Source organism: Prosthecobacter sp. (assembly GCF_049294395.1).
GTDB lineage: Bacteria > Verrucomicrobiota > Verrucomicrobiia > Verrucomicrobiales > Verrucomicrobiaceae > Prosthecobacter.
Genome location: NZ_JBAQCR010000151.1, coordinates 68,555 through 83,071, shown reverse-complemented (window position 1 = coordinate 83,071; position 14,517 = coordinate 68,555). Strand labels below are relative to the sequence as shown.

The 14,517-nt window shown below is 59.6% G+C and carries 15 protein-coding genes; 4 read left to right on the top strand and 11 right to left on the bottom strand.

Going from position 1 to position 14,517, the window contains the following annotated elements; translation table 11 throughout:
- Positions 1 to 127: 127 nt before the first annotated feature.
- From WAW39_RS10480 to WAW39_RS10465, 4 genes are all read right to left on the bottom strand, one after another.
- Positions 128 to 457: a hypothetical protein gene (locus tag WAW39_RS10480; protein ID WP_422318494.1), complete on the bottom strand. Its 330-nt coding sequence runs from the start codon at positions 455 to 457 to the stop codon at positions 128 to 130.
- A gap of 111 nt (positions 458 to 568) precedes the next feature.
- A complete protein-coding gene (locus WAW39_RS10475) occupies positions 569 to 1,141 on the bottom strand; it encodes an RNA polymerase sigma factor (protein WP_422318492.1) in 573 nt (190 codons plus the stop codon).
- A gap of 9 nt (positions 1,142 to 1,150) precedes the next feature.
- Positions 1,151 to 1,624, bottom strand: a complete 474-nt coding sequence (locus tag WAW39_RS10470) for a hypothetical protein (RefSeq protein ID WP_422318490.1) — start codon at positions 1,622 to 1,624, stop codon at positions 1,151 to 1,153.
- Complete coding sequence (locus WAW39_RS10465) at positions 1,621 to 1,944, bottom strand: hypothetical protein (protein WP_422318488.1); 324 nt, start codon at positions 1,942 to 1,944, stop codon at positions 1,621 to 1,623. Before WAW39_RS10465 ends, WAW39_RS10470 begins: the two co-directional genes overlap by 4 nt.
- Before the next feature lie 134 nt (positions 1,945 to 2,078).
- Between WAW39_RS10465 and WAW39_RS10460 the strand changes: the two genes are divergently transcribed.
- Genes WAW39_RS10460 through WAW39_RS10450 form a run of 3 tightly spaced genes read left to right on the top strand, consistent with a single transcriptional unit; the run spans position 2,079 to position 4,685 of the window.
- Entirely contained in the window at positions 2,079 to 4,136 is a 2,058-nt protein-coding gene (locus WAW39_RS10460; RefSeq protein ID WP_422318486.1) for a multicopper oxidase domain-containing protein, read from the top strand.
- Positions 4,137 to 4,164: 28 nt separating this feature from the next.
- Positions 4,165 to 4,398 (top strand): hypothetical protein, encoded by a 234-nt coding sequence (locus tag WAW39_RS10455; protein WP_422318484.1) that lies wholly within the window; start codon positions 4,165 to 4,167, stop codon positions 4,396 to 4,398.
- Between the two features lie 20 nt (positions 4,399 to 4,418).
- On the top strand, positions 4,419 to 4,685 hold the full coding sequence (locus WAW39_RS10450) for a hypothetical protein (RefSeq protein WP_422318482.1): 267 nt from the start codon (positions 4,419 to 4,421) through the stop codon (positions 4,683 to 4,685).
- 10 nt (positions 4,686 to 4,695) lie between these two features.
- Here the strand turns inward: WAW39_RS10450 and WAW39_RS10445 are convergent, their stop codons facing one another.
- The 4 genes from WAW39_RS10445 to WAW39_RS10430 form a co-directional block, all read right to left on the bottom strand.
- Complete coding sequence (locus tag WAW39_RS10445) at positions 4,696 to 5,715, bottom strand: glycosyltransferase family 9 protein (protein WP_422318480.1); 1,020 nt, start codon at positions 5,713 to 5,715, stop codon at positions 4,696 to 4,698.
- Positions 5,712 to 6,434, bottom strand: a complete 723-nt coding sequence (locus WAW39_RS10440; protein WP_422318478.1) for a metallophosphoesterase family protein — start codon at positions 6,432 to 6,434, stop codon at positions 5,712 to 5,714. Before WAW39_RS10440 ends, WAW39_RS10445 begins: the two co-directional genes overlap by 4 nt.
- Positions 6,435 to 6,748: 314 nt before the next feature.
- Positions 6,749 to 7,225, bottom strand: a complete 477-nt coding sequence (locus WAW39_RS10435; RefSeq protein ID WP_422318476.1) for a dihydrofolate reductase — start codon at positions 7,223 to 7,225, stop codon at positions 6,749 to 6,751.
- A 9-nt stretch (positions 7,226 to 7,234) separates the two neighbouring features.
- Entirely contained in the window at positions 7,235 to 8,593 is a 1,359-nt protein-coding gene (locus WAW39_RS10430; protein WP_422318474.1) for an MBL fold metallo-hydrolase, read from the bottom strand.
- 149 nt (positions 8,594 to 8,742) lie between these two features.
- On the opposite strand from WAW39_RS10430, the gene WAW39_RS10425 reads away from it, so the two are divergent.
- The gene (locus tag WAW39_RS10425; protein ID WP_422318472.1) at positions 8,743 to 9,618 is read left to right on the top strand and encodes a discoidin domain-containing protein; all 876 of its coding nucleotides are present in this window, start codon (positions 8,743 to 8,745) and stop codon (positions 9,616 to 9,618) included.
- Here the strand turns inward: WAW39_RS10425 and WAW39_RS10420 are convergent.
- Genes WAW39_RS10420 through WAW39_RS10410 form a run of 3 tightly spaced genes read right to left on the bottom strand, consistent with a single transcriptional unit; the run spans position 9,611 to position 14,507 of the window.
- Positions 9,611 to 10,831 carry a hypothetical protein gene (locus WAW39_RS10420; protein ID WP_422318470.1) on the bottom strand — a complete coding sequence of 407 codons (1,221 nt, stop codon included), beginning with the start codon at positions 10,829 to 10,831 and terminating at the stop codon, positions 9,611 to 9,613. The two genes, WAW39_RS10425 and WAW39_RS10420, sit on opposite strands and share 8 nt — an antisense overlap.
- A 30-nt stretch (positions 10,832 to 10,861) precedes the next feature.
- Positions 10,862 to 13,393 carry an ATP-dependent Clp protease ATP-binding subunit gene (locus WAW39_RS10415; protein ID WP_422318468.1) on the bottom strand — a complete coding sequence of 844 codons (2,532 nt, stop codon included), beginning with the start codon at positions 13,391 to 13,393 and terminating at the stop codon, positions 10,862 to 10,864.
- Positions 13,383 to 14,507 carry a protein arginine kinase gene (locus WAW39_RS10410; RefSeq protein ID WP_422318466.1) on the bottom strand — a complete coding sequence of 375 codons (1,125 nt, stop codon included), beginning with the start codon at positions 14,505 to 14,507 and terminating at the stop codon, positions 13,383 to 13,385. Before WAW39_RS10410 ends, WAW39_RS10415 begins: the two co-directional genes overlap by 11 nt.
- Positions 14,508 to 14,517: the final 10 nt, after the last annotated feature.

The window sequence follows — 14,517 nt, the reverse complement described above, 5'->3', positions numbered from 1 at the left end:
TTTGGCACGGGTGGTGGGCTCGCCTTGTGCGCCGTGGTCTGGTTTGGGCTCAAAGTCCCGCACGTTCGATAAAAACAAAGCGGCGTCTGGATCACAGACGCCGCCCGTGTGGATGCCGCGCACCAGCTTAGTGGATCGAGCAGTGATGCAGAGTGCCGCCGCAGGTCTTGCAGGTGTGGGTAGGCAGTTCGCCCTTCTTGCCCCAGGCGACGAGCTTGGTCTCGCAGTCCGGGCAGCTCATGTGGCTGGAGGAGTGGAGGGTGATGATGCCTTTGTCACCAGGAGCTGAAGTGACCGAGGGGGATTTGAACGTGACGGTGTGGCACTTGCTGCAGGTCACCGCGCTGGTGGGGCAGCAGCTGGCGGGCTTGGCAGCGGTGGCCTGGCAGGATACGAGAGCCAATGCACTGACCGCCATGATTCCGGTGAGGATGGATTTGATGAGTTTCGTTTTCATGATGTGGTTCTGTTGAGTGTTGAAGAAGCATCTGCTTCAACCAGACAAACCCCGATGCTTCGGCAAACCCTTGAGGACCACAAGGCACGCATACTGCATGACAAGGCAGAGTCAGTCCGCTTGCGAACCTCCAAGTGCGGCGCGCAAAATCTGGCGCGCGCGATAGATGCGTGTTTCCACCGCTTTCGAGCTGCAGCCCACGGCGGCGGCGATCTCTGCGTAGCTCATCTCCTGATAGGTGAAAAGAAGCATGGCCTCGCGCAGATCCGCAGGCAGTGCGGCGAGGGCGGCTTCGACGCGCTGCATTTGTTCACCGCGTTCCATCTGCTCATCCGGGCCGGGCTGGGTCTCCACGCTTTCGGGTACATGATCGTCTTCGTTGTCGATGGACACCGTGGGGTGGCGCTGCTTCCAGCGTGCATGATTGCGAGCGAGATTGGCAGCAATGCGAAAGAGATAAGTTGGAAACGGCGCAGACGGGTGATAGCGAGCGCGGCTTTGATACAGCTTCACAAACGTCTCCTGCGTGAGGTCAGTGGCAGCGGCGGCATTGCCGGTCATGCGCAGGAGAAATGCGGCCACTTTGTCCTTCCAGCGTTCCATCAGGCCGTTCAGCGCAAGATCATCACCCGCAGCGAGTCGCTGCATGGCGGCAATGTCGGCGTCGGGAGGCGTGTCAGACATGCAGATGAATCAGTGGGATGAATGGACTGACCCCAGCACATGGGGCAGCACGATCTTCAGGTACTTGTCCGCCTGCTCCGGCGCCATGCAGTCGGCTGTCTCATAGACATGCTTCAGCATCGCCTGCTGGCACTCCTGAGTGAGATCAGCGCGCTCATGCATGAGTTTCGTGACATCGGCCGTCACTGCACGGCTTCGAGAGGCAGCCTCCTGCAGTGCATGGTCTGAATGCTGGATGCGCATGCACAACTCCGCACATTTCGGCTGATAGGCCAGATGCAGTGCCTGCACCTTTTCAAATTGCGGGTCGGTGAGATGCAGGGAGGCGCGCAGCCACTGGAGTTCGGGCAGCAGGCTGCCGTTTTCGACTGGCATCTGCTCTGTCTGTACACAGTCGCATGGACGCAGCATCTGCTGCGAGCCAAAAAACATGCCAACCCCAAGGATGACAGCAACGATGAGGATGATCAGGCCGCGCTTCATGGCGACACCTCGTGGTCCATTTGCAGGAAGGGATTGATCGATTCCACATAAGCCAGCTCACCCCTCGCCGGGAAGGAATCGCGCTGTTGGATCAAACCAAAGCCGCCTCCTATCAGCATGCAGACGGCGATGGTGGCAAAAGCAGGCACAGGCCGTGCGAGCGTGCCCAGCCAGGCCTGCCAGAGCTGAGACAGGGCTGTGCGGAGAGAGGTGGCTTCTGCGGCCTCAATGCGCGCCCACACTTCCCGGGTGAAAGAACTGGGCAGTGAAACGGGTGCGGGGGATTCGCGCAGGCGCTGATGAAGCTGGTCGTCGTTCATGGAATCAAGGATGCTACGATGACTAACACCAGGGCCCGCCCAAACCCTTGCGGAAAGTGCACTAATTTTGTGATGGATTGCGAATGATGAGAATTACCGAGGGTTTCGGTCCGATGTGGTGTTTATCGGTTTGAATGCACACCCGCTTTACCATCCTCACCTGCCTCAGTTTGCTGACTGGAGCGCTGCCGTCTGCCATGGCAGCCACGGTGGAGTATGATCTGGAGATCGCGGAGCAGGTGCTGTCTCCAGCAGGCAAAGCCGTGAAGGCGCTGACCATCAACGGTACGATGCCTGGCCCGACGCTCCGATTTCGTGAGGGCGACACGGCGGTCATTCATGTGCACAACCGCCTGAAGCATGAGGAAACCTCCACCCATTGGCACGGCCTGCTGCTGCCAAATGAACAGGATGGCGTGCCCTATGTGACCACGCCGCCGATCAAGGCCGGGCAGACACACACCTTCACCTTCCCTCTGCGGCATGCGGGCACTTACTGGTTTCATTCGCACACCGGATTGCAGGAGCAGCGCGGGGTGTTTGGCAGCATCGTGGTGCTGCCACGTGGAGGAGAAGCCGAGCATGCGGATTTGGACCAAGTGATGGTGCTTTCCGACTGGACCAACGAAAACCCGCACGAGGTGCTGCGCAGTCTCAAGCGTGGCACGAACTGGTATCCGGTGAAAAAGGGCACGGCGCAGAGCATCGCTGGAGCCGTGCAAAAGGGCATGCTGAAGGAGTATCTGGCGCGCGAGCGCTCACGAATGCCGCCCATGGACATCTCGGACGTGGCCTATGATGCGTTCCTCATCAATGGTGTCCGTATATTCGAGGTTCCTGCCAAGGCCGGGCAAACCGTGCGCCTGCGCTTCATCAATGCCGGAGCGGCCACATATTTTTATCTGGAGTCAGCCACGGGCCCGCTGACCATCGTCGCCGCAGACGGCACTTCAGTGCAGCCCATGAAAGTGCAGCGGCTGCTCATGGGCATCGCAGAAACGTATGACGTGCTGCTTACCGTCCCGGCAAATGGTCGCTGGGAGCTGCGCGCCACGGCGCAGGATGGCTCCGGCAGCAGCAGCGCCTTCTTTGGCAACGGTGCTGAACATCCCGCTCCCACAGTGCCAAAACCGAATCTCTACAGCATGGATGACATGCTCATGGCCGCGCTGGACGACATGGATGCCGACAGCACTGCGGAGCCGCCGCCGCGCCCCATGGCACCTTACCGCCAGCTGCGCGCGGTGAAGCCCACCACGCTGCCTTCCGGCCTGCCAGTGCGCGAGCTGACGCTGCGCCTCACCGGCGACATGCAGCGCTACATCTGGTCCTTCAACGGCAAGACTATTGATGAGGACGGCGTCATCCCCGTGAAGCGCGGTGAAATCCTCCGCATGGAACTCGTGAACGATACGATGATGCATCACCCCATCCATTTGCACGGGCATTTCTTTCGCCTGCTCAATGGCCAGGGGGCGTGGTCACCGCTGAAGCACACCGTCGATGTGCCGCCCATGGGCCGACGCACCATCGAGTTTGAGGCCAATGAACAGGGCGACTGGATGTTCCACTGCCACATCCTCTATCACATGATGGAGGGCATGGCCCGCATCGTCAGTTATCAAAAGGAAACGCCGAAGCTGGGAGCTCCTACTCACCTCATGCCGCACATGCCTGCCATGGGAGAGCACGCCATGCCCATGCTCTACCCGTTTGCGGATTTCAATGTGCTCTCCCAGCTCTCCGACGGCACCGCCACGTTGATGAGCGGTCGCAATGCCCTGCGAGTGCCGTGGGAAATCGGCCGCAATCGTGAGCAGAACAAAACTGAATACGAAATCGACCTCCTCTACGAGCGCTACATCAATCCCAACTTCGGCGTCTTCACCGGCGCACGCCTCACTAATATCTCTGGCTCGGAGAACCGTGCGCTCGCCGGCTTCTGGTATCGGCTGCCCTATCTTTTCGTGCTCACCGCCAATGTGGGCAGCACCGGCGATTTCCGTTTCATCATTGGCAGAACCTTTCAGATCACCCCGCGCTTCAGCGTCAATGCCCGTGCTCAGTATGACACGCAGCAGATATGGGAGCTCGCCTTTGGCGCGGAGTACATGCTCACCAAGCGCCTGTCCCTTTCCACCGCCTATCATACTGATTATGGTTTCGGTGCCGGTCTTGGCTTCTGGTTTTAAGCCACCCTTCAAAAACAAAAACACACTCATGAAAACCAAACTCGCCATCCTTCTCCTGCTCACTTCCTTCGGCCTGCAGGCCGCCCCTGGAACAAAGTCCTACCCACTCAAGACCTGCCTCGTCAGCGGCAACACACTGGGCTCCATGGGCGATCCTGTGACGAAGGTCTACAACGGGCAGGAGATCAAATTCTGCTGCAAACCCTGCGTGAAAAAGTTTGAAGCCAATCAGGCCAAATATCTGGCCAAACTTTCCCGTTAATCCATCCGTACCACATCACCATGAAAGTCATCCTCGGTCTCCTCCTCGTCACCGCTCTTTGCAGCGTCAGTTTCCTGCACGCCGCCCCTGAAGGCATCCCTGCCTCCTACCCGCTCAAAACCTGCGCCGTCTCCGGCGAGGCTTTCGGCGGTGAGATGGGCAAGCCGGTCAAAGTCACCCACGAAGGCACGGACGTGTATCTTTGCTGCAAATCCTGCCTCAAGGACTTCAAGGCCGATCCCGCCAAGTATGTGAAGATGGTCAAGGACGCTGCCGCGAAGAAATAGCCGCAGCACCTCAGGCCAGTCTCAGGCACACCCATTCGCCGATGCCGCGTGCGTCCTGATCGGTCACGCTGGCATCGCTCTGGCATTCCTCCGCGCTGAATGCGCCGCGTGGAGCGATGCGTCCGCCTTTCCAGACGTGAGCACCGGAAGGATACGGGCCAACCTTGCGCGGATCACTCCACGTATGGATGCCGAGTGTCCGCGGATTGATTGCCGCAGCGATGTGCATGGGGCCGCTGTCCACGCTGATGCAAAACTTTGCCTGGCGCATGATCCAAATCAGTTCGGGCAGGGAGGTGCGCTGGCTCCAGTCATGAATATGGCTTCCGGTGGGTCGGGTCGGGTCGGACGTCATGCCGACGAGGACGACGGGATGCGGAGCCAAAGCATCGCAAAGCGCCTGCAGGGAGGAATTGGAGAGAGATTTGCCTTCCCCACGCGACCAAGGATGCACTGCGATGAAATCCGGCAGAGCCTCAGTCCAGCCGGCGGGCGCAGCGCCGGGAGCGAGCTCAAAGGCGATATCCTCTGGCTCGATGCGGATACCCAAGGCACGCGGCAGCTCGAGATAGCGGTCCACCGCATGGGCTCCGGCATTCACCGGAACGGTGTGGTTGTAAAAGAAACGGGAACCTTCGCGGGCATCCGAAAGGCCGATGACGATTTGCGATCCACGCCAGCTGCTGACGAGTCCGCTGCGCAGCAGGCCCTGAAAATCGAGCACGATCTCGGGTTCCTCACGTGGCAGCGTCATCCAGGTGCGGCGCCAGTTCCAGAAGCGCGCCAGACCTGTCAGACCGCGAAAAGTTTTGCGCGGGAAGGGGATCACTTCATCAAGCAGCGGACTGCCCTGCAGGATCGGCGTCCACTCGGTGTTGGCAAGCCAGCGGATTTTCAGCTGCGGATGCGCATCCCGCAGCGCTTTCACCGCAGGCAGAGTGTGGACGATGTCGCCCAAGGAACTCGGTTTGACGATGAGCGCGGAGCGGAAATCGCGCAGGCTGGGAAGCTGGCGCGTGGCGGCGCTCATTTGCCCAAGGCAAGACGGTCGGCCAGCAGAGAGGGAAGACCAGCGGCGCGGATTTTACCCTGCGCGGTTTCGATGTCGTATTCCAGCCGGCGGATCGAGATCGTCTGCGCCTGCACGTCGTAGATAGCGTAGGCGGCACGCCAGTCGCCGTCACGGGGCTGGCCGACACTGCCCACATTGACGAAGTATTTCACACCGCGCTGCAGCATGACGTCGGTGCCACGGGCGGCACGCACAGCGTCGTCCTTCTCAAAAATACGCGGCACATGCGTGTGGCCGTAGAAGCACACTTGGGTGAACTGGTAGCTGAAGCTGGCCATCGCATCAAAGCGGTTGGTCACGTAGCCCCAGTTGCCGGGAGAATCGAGTGTGGCGTGAACGATGGTGAAATCGCGCACCTGGCGCACCAGCTTCAGATCCCGCAGCCACTGGCGCTGCTCTTCGCTGAGCTGTTCACGCGTCCAGAGCAGGGCGTTCTGGGCCAGGGGGTTCAATTCTTCGAGGGAACTCTCGCTGGCGGCCCCTTCATCGTGATTGCCGCGCACCACCGGGCAGCCAAGATCCCGCACTGCCTGCAGGCATTCCACCGGGTTGGCTGCGTAGCCGACGATGTCGCCGAGGCAGACGTAATTGGCACAACCCTGTTCCTGAGCGTCCCACAGAACGGTCTGCAGGGCTTCAAGATTGGCGTGGATGTCTCCGAAAATGGCGAATTTCATCGTCTAAGGTTGGCGGCGATTGCTGCACCTTCGGGACATGAGCAGGGAAATCAAGCATTTCAGTATCAGAAACCTACCGTGAGGAAGGGAACCTGGTGTCTGCACCCCTGGCTGGAAAAGCAAACGGGGCGGATCACCTGATCCGTCCCGTCGCTTGATAGAGTCCAACAGCCAGAAGGAACCACTATTTGAAAGTTTTGACTGAACCGTTTCCGGTTCGTTGTCTGATGGTATTCTCCCACAGATCGAAAACGATGCGTCAGGCGCTCGTAAATGAGTTGTAAGGAGGGTGTGAGAACACCTTGGCGTTGGTGTTATTTCACGTTCGCCAGTCTTTCGTAATAGCGAAATTCCAAGCCTTCCGACTGACCCACGATTTCCTTGAACTGGAAAAGATGTTCGAAGGGGGGCAAGAGAACATCGCCCTCGTACGGTTCGGCGATCAAGGTCAGATACAGCCCGTCACACTGGGGCAGGAGTTCCTCAAACACGCGTGCCCCGCCGATGACAAAGACGGTTTCGGCTTCACCGCACACCTGCGGCAGTTCGGCGGCGCTGCGAATGACTGTGAGCCCTTCGCGTGGTGCCATCGTGTGGCTTAAAACAATGTTCTGGCGTCCGGGCAGCGGCCTGCCAATGGAGTTAAACGTCGCGCGCCCCATGAGGATGGGGTGACCGAGCGTCGTTCGCTTGAAGAACTTCAAATCCTCCGGGAAATGCCACGGCAGCTTGCCCTCGCGTCCGATGACGCGGTTGCTCGACATGGCGACAATGGCGATGAGGCGCGGCATGGCCGGAAGTTACCAGAGATCGACTGGCTGATTCGGTTCTGGGCGGATGATTTCAGTTTCAGGGATGCTTTCGTTGAAGCGGCGGGTGAACCACATCTGCGCGGGCTCTTCGCCATGGACGAGAAGGAGCTTCTTGGGCTTCACCTTCTCGATGTATTCGGCGATCTGCTCACGTGAAGCGTGGGCGCTTAGGTCAAAGCTCTCGATGCGGGCGTGCAGCGCCACGGCAGGCATGTCCTTGGCGAGTTTGATCATCGTGCCGGGCGTGGCATTGCGGATCTTGTAGCCGGGGGAATCGGGGTCGGTGTAGCCGACGAAGCAGACGGTGTTGCGCGGGTTATCGAGGAATTTCTGCGCAAAGGTATTAGAGACGGTATGCTCCGTCATCATGCCGCTGGAGAGCGCGTAAAGGGAGCGCGGGCTGGAAACGATTTCCTGCCGTTTCTTGCTCTTGCGTGGTACGAGCATCTTCATGTCGTCCAGCAGTCGGAAGCCGGGATAGCTGCGGCGGCTGCGGGAGGCGTAGTGATCATAGAGCACGGTGATCTTGGTGCTCAGACCGCCGATGTAGAGCGGCATCTCAGGGATGAGGCCTTCCTGGTGCAGTTCGTGCAGCATCAGCATGACCTCTTGCGTTTTGCCCAGGGCAAAGACGGGAATCATGACGGCGCCACCGGCTTCATGCGTTTCGCGGATCACGCCGGCGAGGCGTTCTTTTTCGCCTTTGCGGGAAAAACCTTCCGGGCGTGCATAATCGCCACGCGTCGTCTCGGCGATCATCACGTCAATGCCGCTGGTGGGGAAGTCGGCGGCGCGGCAGATTGTCTGCGCCTCGAAGTTCACGTCCCCGGTGTAAAACAGGGTGTTGCTGCCTTCACGGACCAAGACGCCTGTGGAACCGAGGATGTGACCGGCGTCGAACATCGTGGCCTCCAAGTTGGTGTCCGGGATCTCAAACGGGCGGTCGATGTCGCGGTAGATCCACTGGGCGCGGATGTCATCCAGTTCGCGGTGGGTGAAGAGGGGGTATTCCGTGATGCTTTCCTCCTCGCGCTGTTTTGTCATCACGTTGACGGAGTTGTGCAACATCGCTGACGCCAGCTCGCCGGTGATTTCGGTCATCAGCACGGGGGTGTTCGGCTGCTTGCGCTGCAGCACGGGCATGGAGCCGATGTGATCGTGATGCGCATGCGTGATGATCACTGCGTTGGCCGACTTGTGCGGCAGCGGTGCGAAATCCGGGAGGGCTTCGTAGCCTGCGCGTTTCGGGTGCATGCCGGCATCCAGCACGACGCGAGAATCTCCGGCTTCGAGGAGGTAGGAATTGGCGCCGATCTCACGCCGGCGGGTCAGGTTGCGAAAACGCATGCTATAATTTTTTGGGGGAGGGGAGGCGGACACTAGGGGCTTGCCAGTGTTCCACAAGGGCTAATTGAGGGGGCTGCCCCCATTGGCTCGCATGGAAGGTGCCTGCTATCTGGTTGCCGTCCGGCGTTCTTGTTTCACCTTTTGGCATCATGCTCACGCACCTGAAACAATTGCCGCTGAAGCCTGGGATTCTGATTTGCCTATGTCTGGCGGCGGGGGCGCTCCAATCCGCAGACCGCGTCTGGAAGGATGCCAGCGGCCAGAATGAGCTCCGGGCAGAACTGGTTCGTCGTACGGGCGACAATCTCCTGCTCAGGCGTGAAGACGGGACCATCATCACGGTGCCACTGGTGAGCCTGAGCCCGCAGGATCAGGAATTCATTGCTGGAACCCAGCAGGCAAATTCAAGCATGATGGGGGAGGTGGAAATTACCATAGACCTTCCAAAGCCAATGTTTATCAGCCCTCCGGTGGTGGAACTTCCCAATATCGAGTTATTTGACCCTTCGAAGCGTATCAAGAGTTTCAAGGCTCTCAAAGGCACGGTGAATGTCGCGAAGGGGAAAAAGGTCACTTCCTCTGATGAAGCTCCTATCATCGGCGATCTCGCGCTGATCACTGACGGGGATGCCGACGGCTCGGATGGGAACTTCGTCGAACTCATGCCTGGGAAGCAGTGGGTGCAGATTGATCTCGAAGCCACCCACACACTGCAAAAAATCGCGGTATGGCATTATCACAAGGCTGCCTACGCCTACCTCGACGTCATCATCCTGGCGTCGGACGATCCCGAGTTCAAAACCGGTGTCACCACCCTGTGGAATTCCGACCATGATGATTCCTCCAACATGGGAAAGGGCAAAGACCCCGCCTACATTGAAACCAACTATGGCCGCATCATTGAAGGCAAAGCTGCCAAGGCTCGTTACGTCCGCCTATGGAGCAATGGTAGCTCGGCCAACGAGATGAACCACTACATCGAGGTGCAGGTCTTTGCCGTCCCAGTCAAAAAGGCAGTCAGGTAAGAGTCTGCTTCCTGCGGCCGGCGATTCGCGCAAACACCGTCGATACGGCGATCAGGGCGGCAGGAATCGTCGGCGGACACCAGATCAAACTGGACTGAAAGGCGAGGAAGCAGATGACCAGTGCCGCGAAGATGCACAGCGTGCCGCGCAGGATGGCTTTGCTGCGCGGTACAAACAACACCAGCCAAAGCCCCGTCAGTCCGGCGGCCCCCCAGATGATCCACTGCGCCCAGGCAGGCAGCAGCCGCAGACGTGGCAGGGCGAGGACCTGAGCAAGCGCCTGGGCATGCAGGCGTGCCAGTCCGCTTTGCGCGTCATCATCGGTTCCAATGACGATCACCTTGTCCCCTGAGAGATTCGCCTTGTCCTGCGGAGACAGGGCATCGGCCAGTTCCGAGGTCATCAAATGGAGCGCATCCACCTCGTGAACGGGCTGTTTCGTGTTGATGACGAATTCACCGGCAGCCGAAAGAGGCACAAAAGCGCCGTTGGAGAGGTAAGCACCCGCTCCAGGACCCAGCAGCAGGCGCTGAGTGGCATACGGCGTCTGGGTGAAACGTGCCAGAGTCTGGGCCAGGACGGTGGGCAGCAGATGGCCGCTCTCCTGCATGGCATAAGCCAGTTTGTCGGCGTTCTTGGCATCAAGCGGCACAGCAATGCCGATCTCGGCCTGTCGGCGGAGCAGGTCATCCGGCGCAGCAATCAAGGCCCCCAAAGGCGGAACGGAGCCAATGTCCCCCTGCACCTTTTGAAAGGGGGGCAGGGAGCTTTCGAGACCGCCCAGAAATGCGGGTGCCTCACGGCTGGCGGCCAGCTGGGCCTCAACGCCCAGAACCGTGCTCGGAAAGGGCACTAAAGCCTGCGCTGCCTCATTCACAAACTCGGGCGAAGGGCGGCCCCAAAACAGTGTTTCAGGAACCACGACCACCGCTGGATTGTAGGCCTGCAAGCCCTTCAGAACCATCTGCCAGTCCAGCGGGCGCGGGGGCCAGCCGGCATATTCCGCCTTGTCAGCCACACGCATCTTCACCAGCACAACCGGCGAAGAGGTCACTGCATGATCATCGGCCGCGACAAAACGATCCCGCGCATTGGCCACGAGAAAGTCGAGGAACAACTCATCCACGCGCTGGAAACGCCCCGCCTGATGCTCACGATCCAACCAGCAGCCGAGGCTGCCGAGGAGGAGAACGAGGATCAGGGCACGGATCATGGCAGGCAGAGCCCGGCGGACCTCTCCCGGTTAAGGGGCTGGCGTCTCGGCCGGAGCCGGAATGTCAGTGGTTTCGCGCTTGTCGGCTGCAAACTTGAGGCGCTTGTGCTCGTCGTCAAAGGAGACCTTGACGATGTCGCCTTCGCGGATGTCTCCGCGAAGGAGATGCTCGGCCAGCGGGTCTTCGATGTTCTTCTCCACGGCACGGCGCATCGGACGCGCACCATACTGCGGATCAAAACCTTCCTTCATGAGGAACTCGCGGGCGCTGTCGTCCAGGGTGATGTGGATGTTCTTCTTCTTGAGGCGGACAACCACTTTGCTGACTTCGAGATCGACGATCTTGTTGAGCTGCTCCTTCTCGAGCATGCGGAAGATGACGATGTCGTCGAGGCGGTTGAGGAACTCAGGCTTGAAGAACTTCTTCGCAGCTTCGGTGATCTTGCCCTTGATGCCAGCGTTGTCGGCGGCGTCTTCCTGCATGGCCATGAAGCCCAGGCTGGTCTGGCGTTTGATCTGCTCCGCACCGATGTTGGAGGTGAGGATGACGATGGTGTTCCGGAAGTCGATCTTGCGGCCGAAGTTGTCGGTGACCTGGCCTTCTTCCAGAATCTGCAGCAGCAGATGCATGACATCCGGGTGCGCTTTTTCGACTTCGTCGAACAAGATCACGGAGTAAGGGCGACGGCGCACGGCTTCGGAAAGCTGGCCGCCTTCTTCATAACCGACGTATCCCGGAGGCGCACCGATCAGACGGCTGGCGGTGTGCTTCTCCATGTACTCGGACATGTCGATCTGGATCAGCGACTCGGCGGTGCCAAACATGAATTCGGCGAGGTTCTTCGCGAGGAAGGTCTTGCCGACACCGGTCGGGCCGAGGAAGAGGAAGGAGCCGATCGGACGACGCGGGTCCTTCAAGTCAGCGCGGGAACGGCGCAGGGCCTTGCTGATGGCGATGACGGCTTCGTCCTGCCCGATGACCTTGCCCTTGAGCTCGGTTTCCATCTTGAGCAGTTTCTCGGCTTCAGCCTGTTCCATGCGTTGCAGCGGAACTCCGGTCCACTTGGACACGACGGACATGATGTCCTCTTCGGTGACGTCAACGATGCGCTCCTGATTGTTGGTGCGCCAGGCTTCCAGCACGTCATCAAAACGCTTCTTCGCGTTCTTCTCACGGTCACGGAGGCTCGCGGCTTTTTCGAAATCCTGCTCCTTGATGGAACCTTCCTTCTCGACGCGGATCTCTTCGATCTCGGCTTCAATCACCTTGAGTTCGGGCGGGCGGGTCATGGCGGCGATGCGGGCTTTGGAGCCGGCCTCGTCCATGATGTCGATGGCCTTGTCAGGCAGGAAGCGGGAAGGCAGGTAGCGTGAGCTGAGATTCACCGCCGAGCGGAGCGCGTCTTCGCTGTACTTCGCCTTGTGGTGCATCTCGTATTTGCCACGCAGGCCGAAGAGAATGCGGATGGCGTCCTCAACGGAGGGCTCCTCGATCTTCACGCTCTGGAAGCGGCGTTCGAGCGCGGAGTCCTTCTCGATGTACTTGCGGTATTCATTCAGCGTGGTGGCGCCGACGCATTGCAGTTCACCACGGCTGAGCGCAGGTTTGATGATGTTGCTGGCATCCATCGCTCCTTCAGCGCCGCCTGCACCCACGATGGTGTGCAGCTCGTCGATGAAGAGAATCACGTTCTTGTTGCGGCGGATTTCATCCATGACCGCCTTGATGCGCTCTTCAAACTGGCCGCGATACTTCGTGCCGGCGACCATGAGTGCGAGGTCGAGGGTGATGACTTTCTTGTCGCGCAGGATTTCAGGAACGTTGCCGGCGGCAATTTCCTGGGCCAGGCCTTCGACGATGGCGGTCTTGCCGACACCGGCTTCACCGATGAGCACCGGGTTGTTCTTGGTGCGGCGGCAAAGGATCTGGATGACGCGGGCGATTTCTTCCGAACGACCGATGACGGGGTCCATTTCCCCCTTGATGGCGAGCTCAGTGAGGTCGCGACCGAAGGCTTTGAGCGCCGGGGTCTTCTCATTCTTCTTCTTGTCGCCGGAAGGCGTGTTACCCGTTGGATTGACGGGTTCGCTTTCCTCCTCTTCCTCTTCATTCTGGGAGGAGAAGTTAGGGTCGAGTTCCTTGAGGATCTCGCTGCGCGCCTTGTCGAGGTTCACATCGAGGTTGCGCAGCACCTGAGCGGCCACGCCTTCACCTTCGCGGAGGAGGCCGAGCAGGATGTGCTCCGTGCCGACGTAGCTGTGGTTGAGCGCCTTGGCTTCCTTCGAGGCCAGTGCGAGCACCTTCTTCACCCTCGGGGTGTAAGGAATGTTGCCGACCATCTTGGTCTCAGGGCCGGAGCCGACCTGTTGCTCCACCTGCATGCGCACGGTCTCGAGGTCGAGACCGAGCTTGGTCAAAACGTTGACTGCGACCCCCTGGCCGAGTTTGATCAGGCCAAGCAGGAGATGCTCCGTGCCGACGTAATTGTGGTTGAAACGGTCGGCTTCCTTGCGGGCAAGGGCCAGAACCTGTTGGGCGCGTGGAGTGAAATTATTCATCATTAGTAGGGGAGGTGGTGCCTCCATTGTTAGATTGTGATGGTGGAAAGCTACCCGGGCCGTCGATGGATTGCAACCGCGTGCGGGTTAAATCAGCGCGCATGCTGTCACGCTCTTCAGGGGACAATTCTCGCGCAGCATTGAGCTGCAGATGCGCAGGTTGAATTTCAAGCAGAAGCATGTCGATCAGGCTGCGGTCACAGTTCCCGACAAGGTCGAGATCTGCCCCGAGACGTAGCATGGAAAGCAGGTTCAGTGCCTCTTTGGAGGTAAGGATGTGCGCATACCTCAAAATGGCGAAGGCACGCCCGATCTGGTCCTGCAGCATCGTCTGGTGGTCCTCCTTGAGCTTGGCACGGGCTGTCACTTCAGAGCGGACTACTCCTTCGATGACTTTTTCGATCTGGGCGATGATTTCCGGCTCCGCCTCACCCAGCGTGTGCTGGTTGGAGATCTGGAAGAGGTTGCCCAGAGCTTCGGTGCCTTCGCCGTAGAGACCGCGCACGGCCAGACCGATTTTGCCAATGGCCTTGATCACCGGGTTGATCTGCTCGGTGAGCACCAGCGCCGGCAGATGCAGCATGACGGAGGCGCGCATGCCCGTACCGAGATTGGTGGGGCAGGCGGTGAGGTAGCCCAGTTTGGGGTCAAACGCATACGGCAGCAGGCCTTCCAGCTCCGTGTCCACACGGTCCACCACTTCAAAGGCGCTGGTGAGGTTGAGCCCCGGGCGGATGCCCTGGATGCGGAAGTGGTCCTCCTCATTGATCATGATGGAGATGCTCTGCTTGCGGTCCACGACCACGGCGCAGCCGGATGACCGTGCTGCATGCTCACGGCTGACGAGGTGGCGCTCCACCAGCACCTGTTTGCGGATCTTGCTGAGCTCAGTGTAGTCCTCACTGTAGCCGTCCCGCATTTCGGGCAGTTCTTCCACCACCGGGCGTGCACGTTCCAGCAGCTCGATGCGCTGGCGCTCCTGGCTGAAGCCGGGGAAGGGGTAGCCACGAAGATTGCGTGCCAGACGCACGCGCGAGGTCATGACCACGTCGGAGTGCGGCCCCGCGCCTTTCATCCAGTCGGCGGGGTTCTTGATCAAGGTGGCAAAACGCATCATGAGATTACGA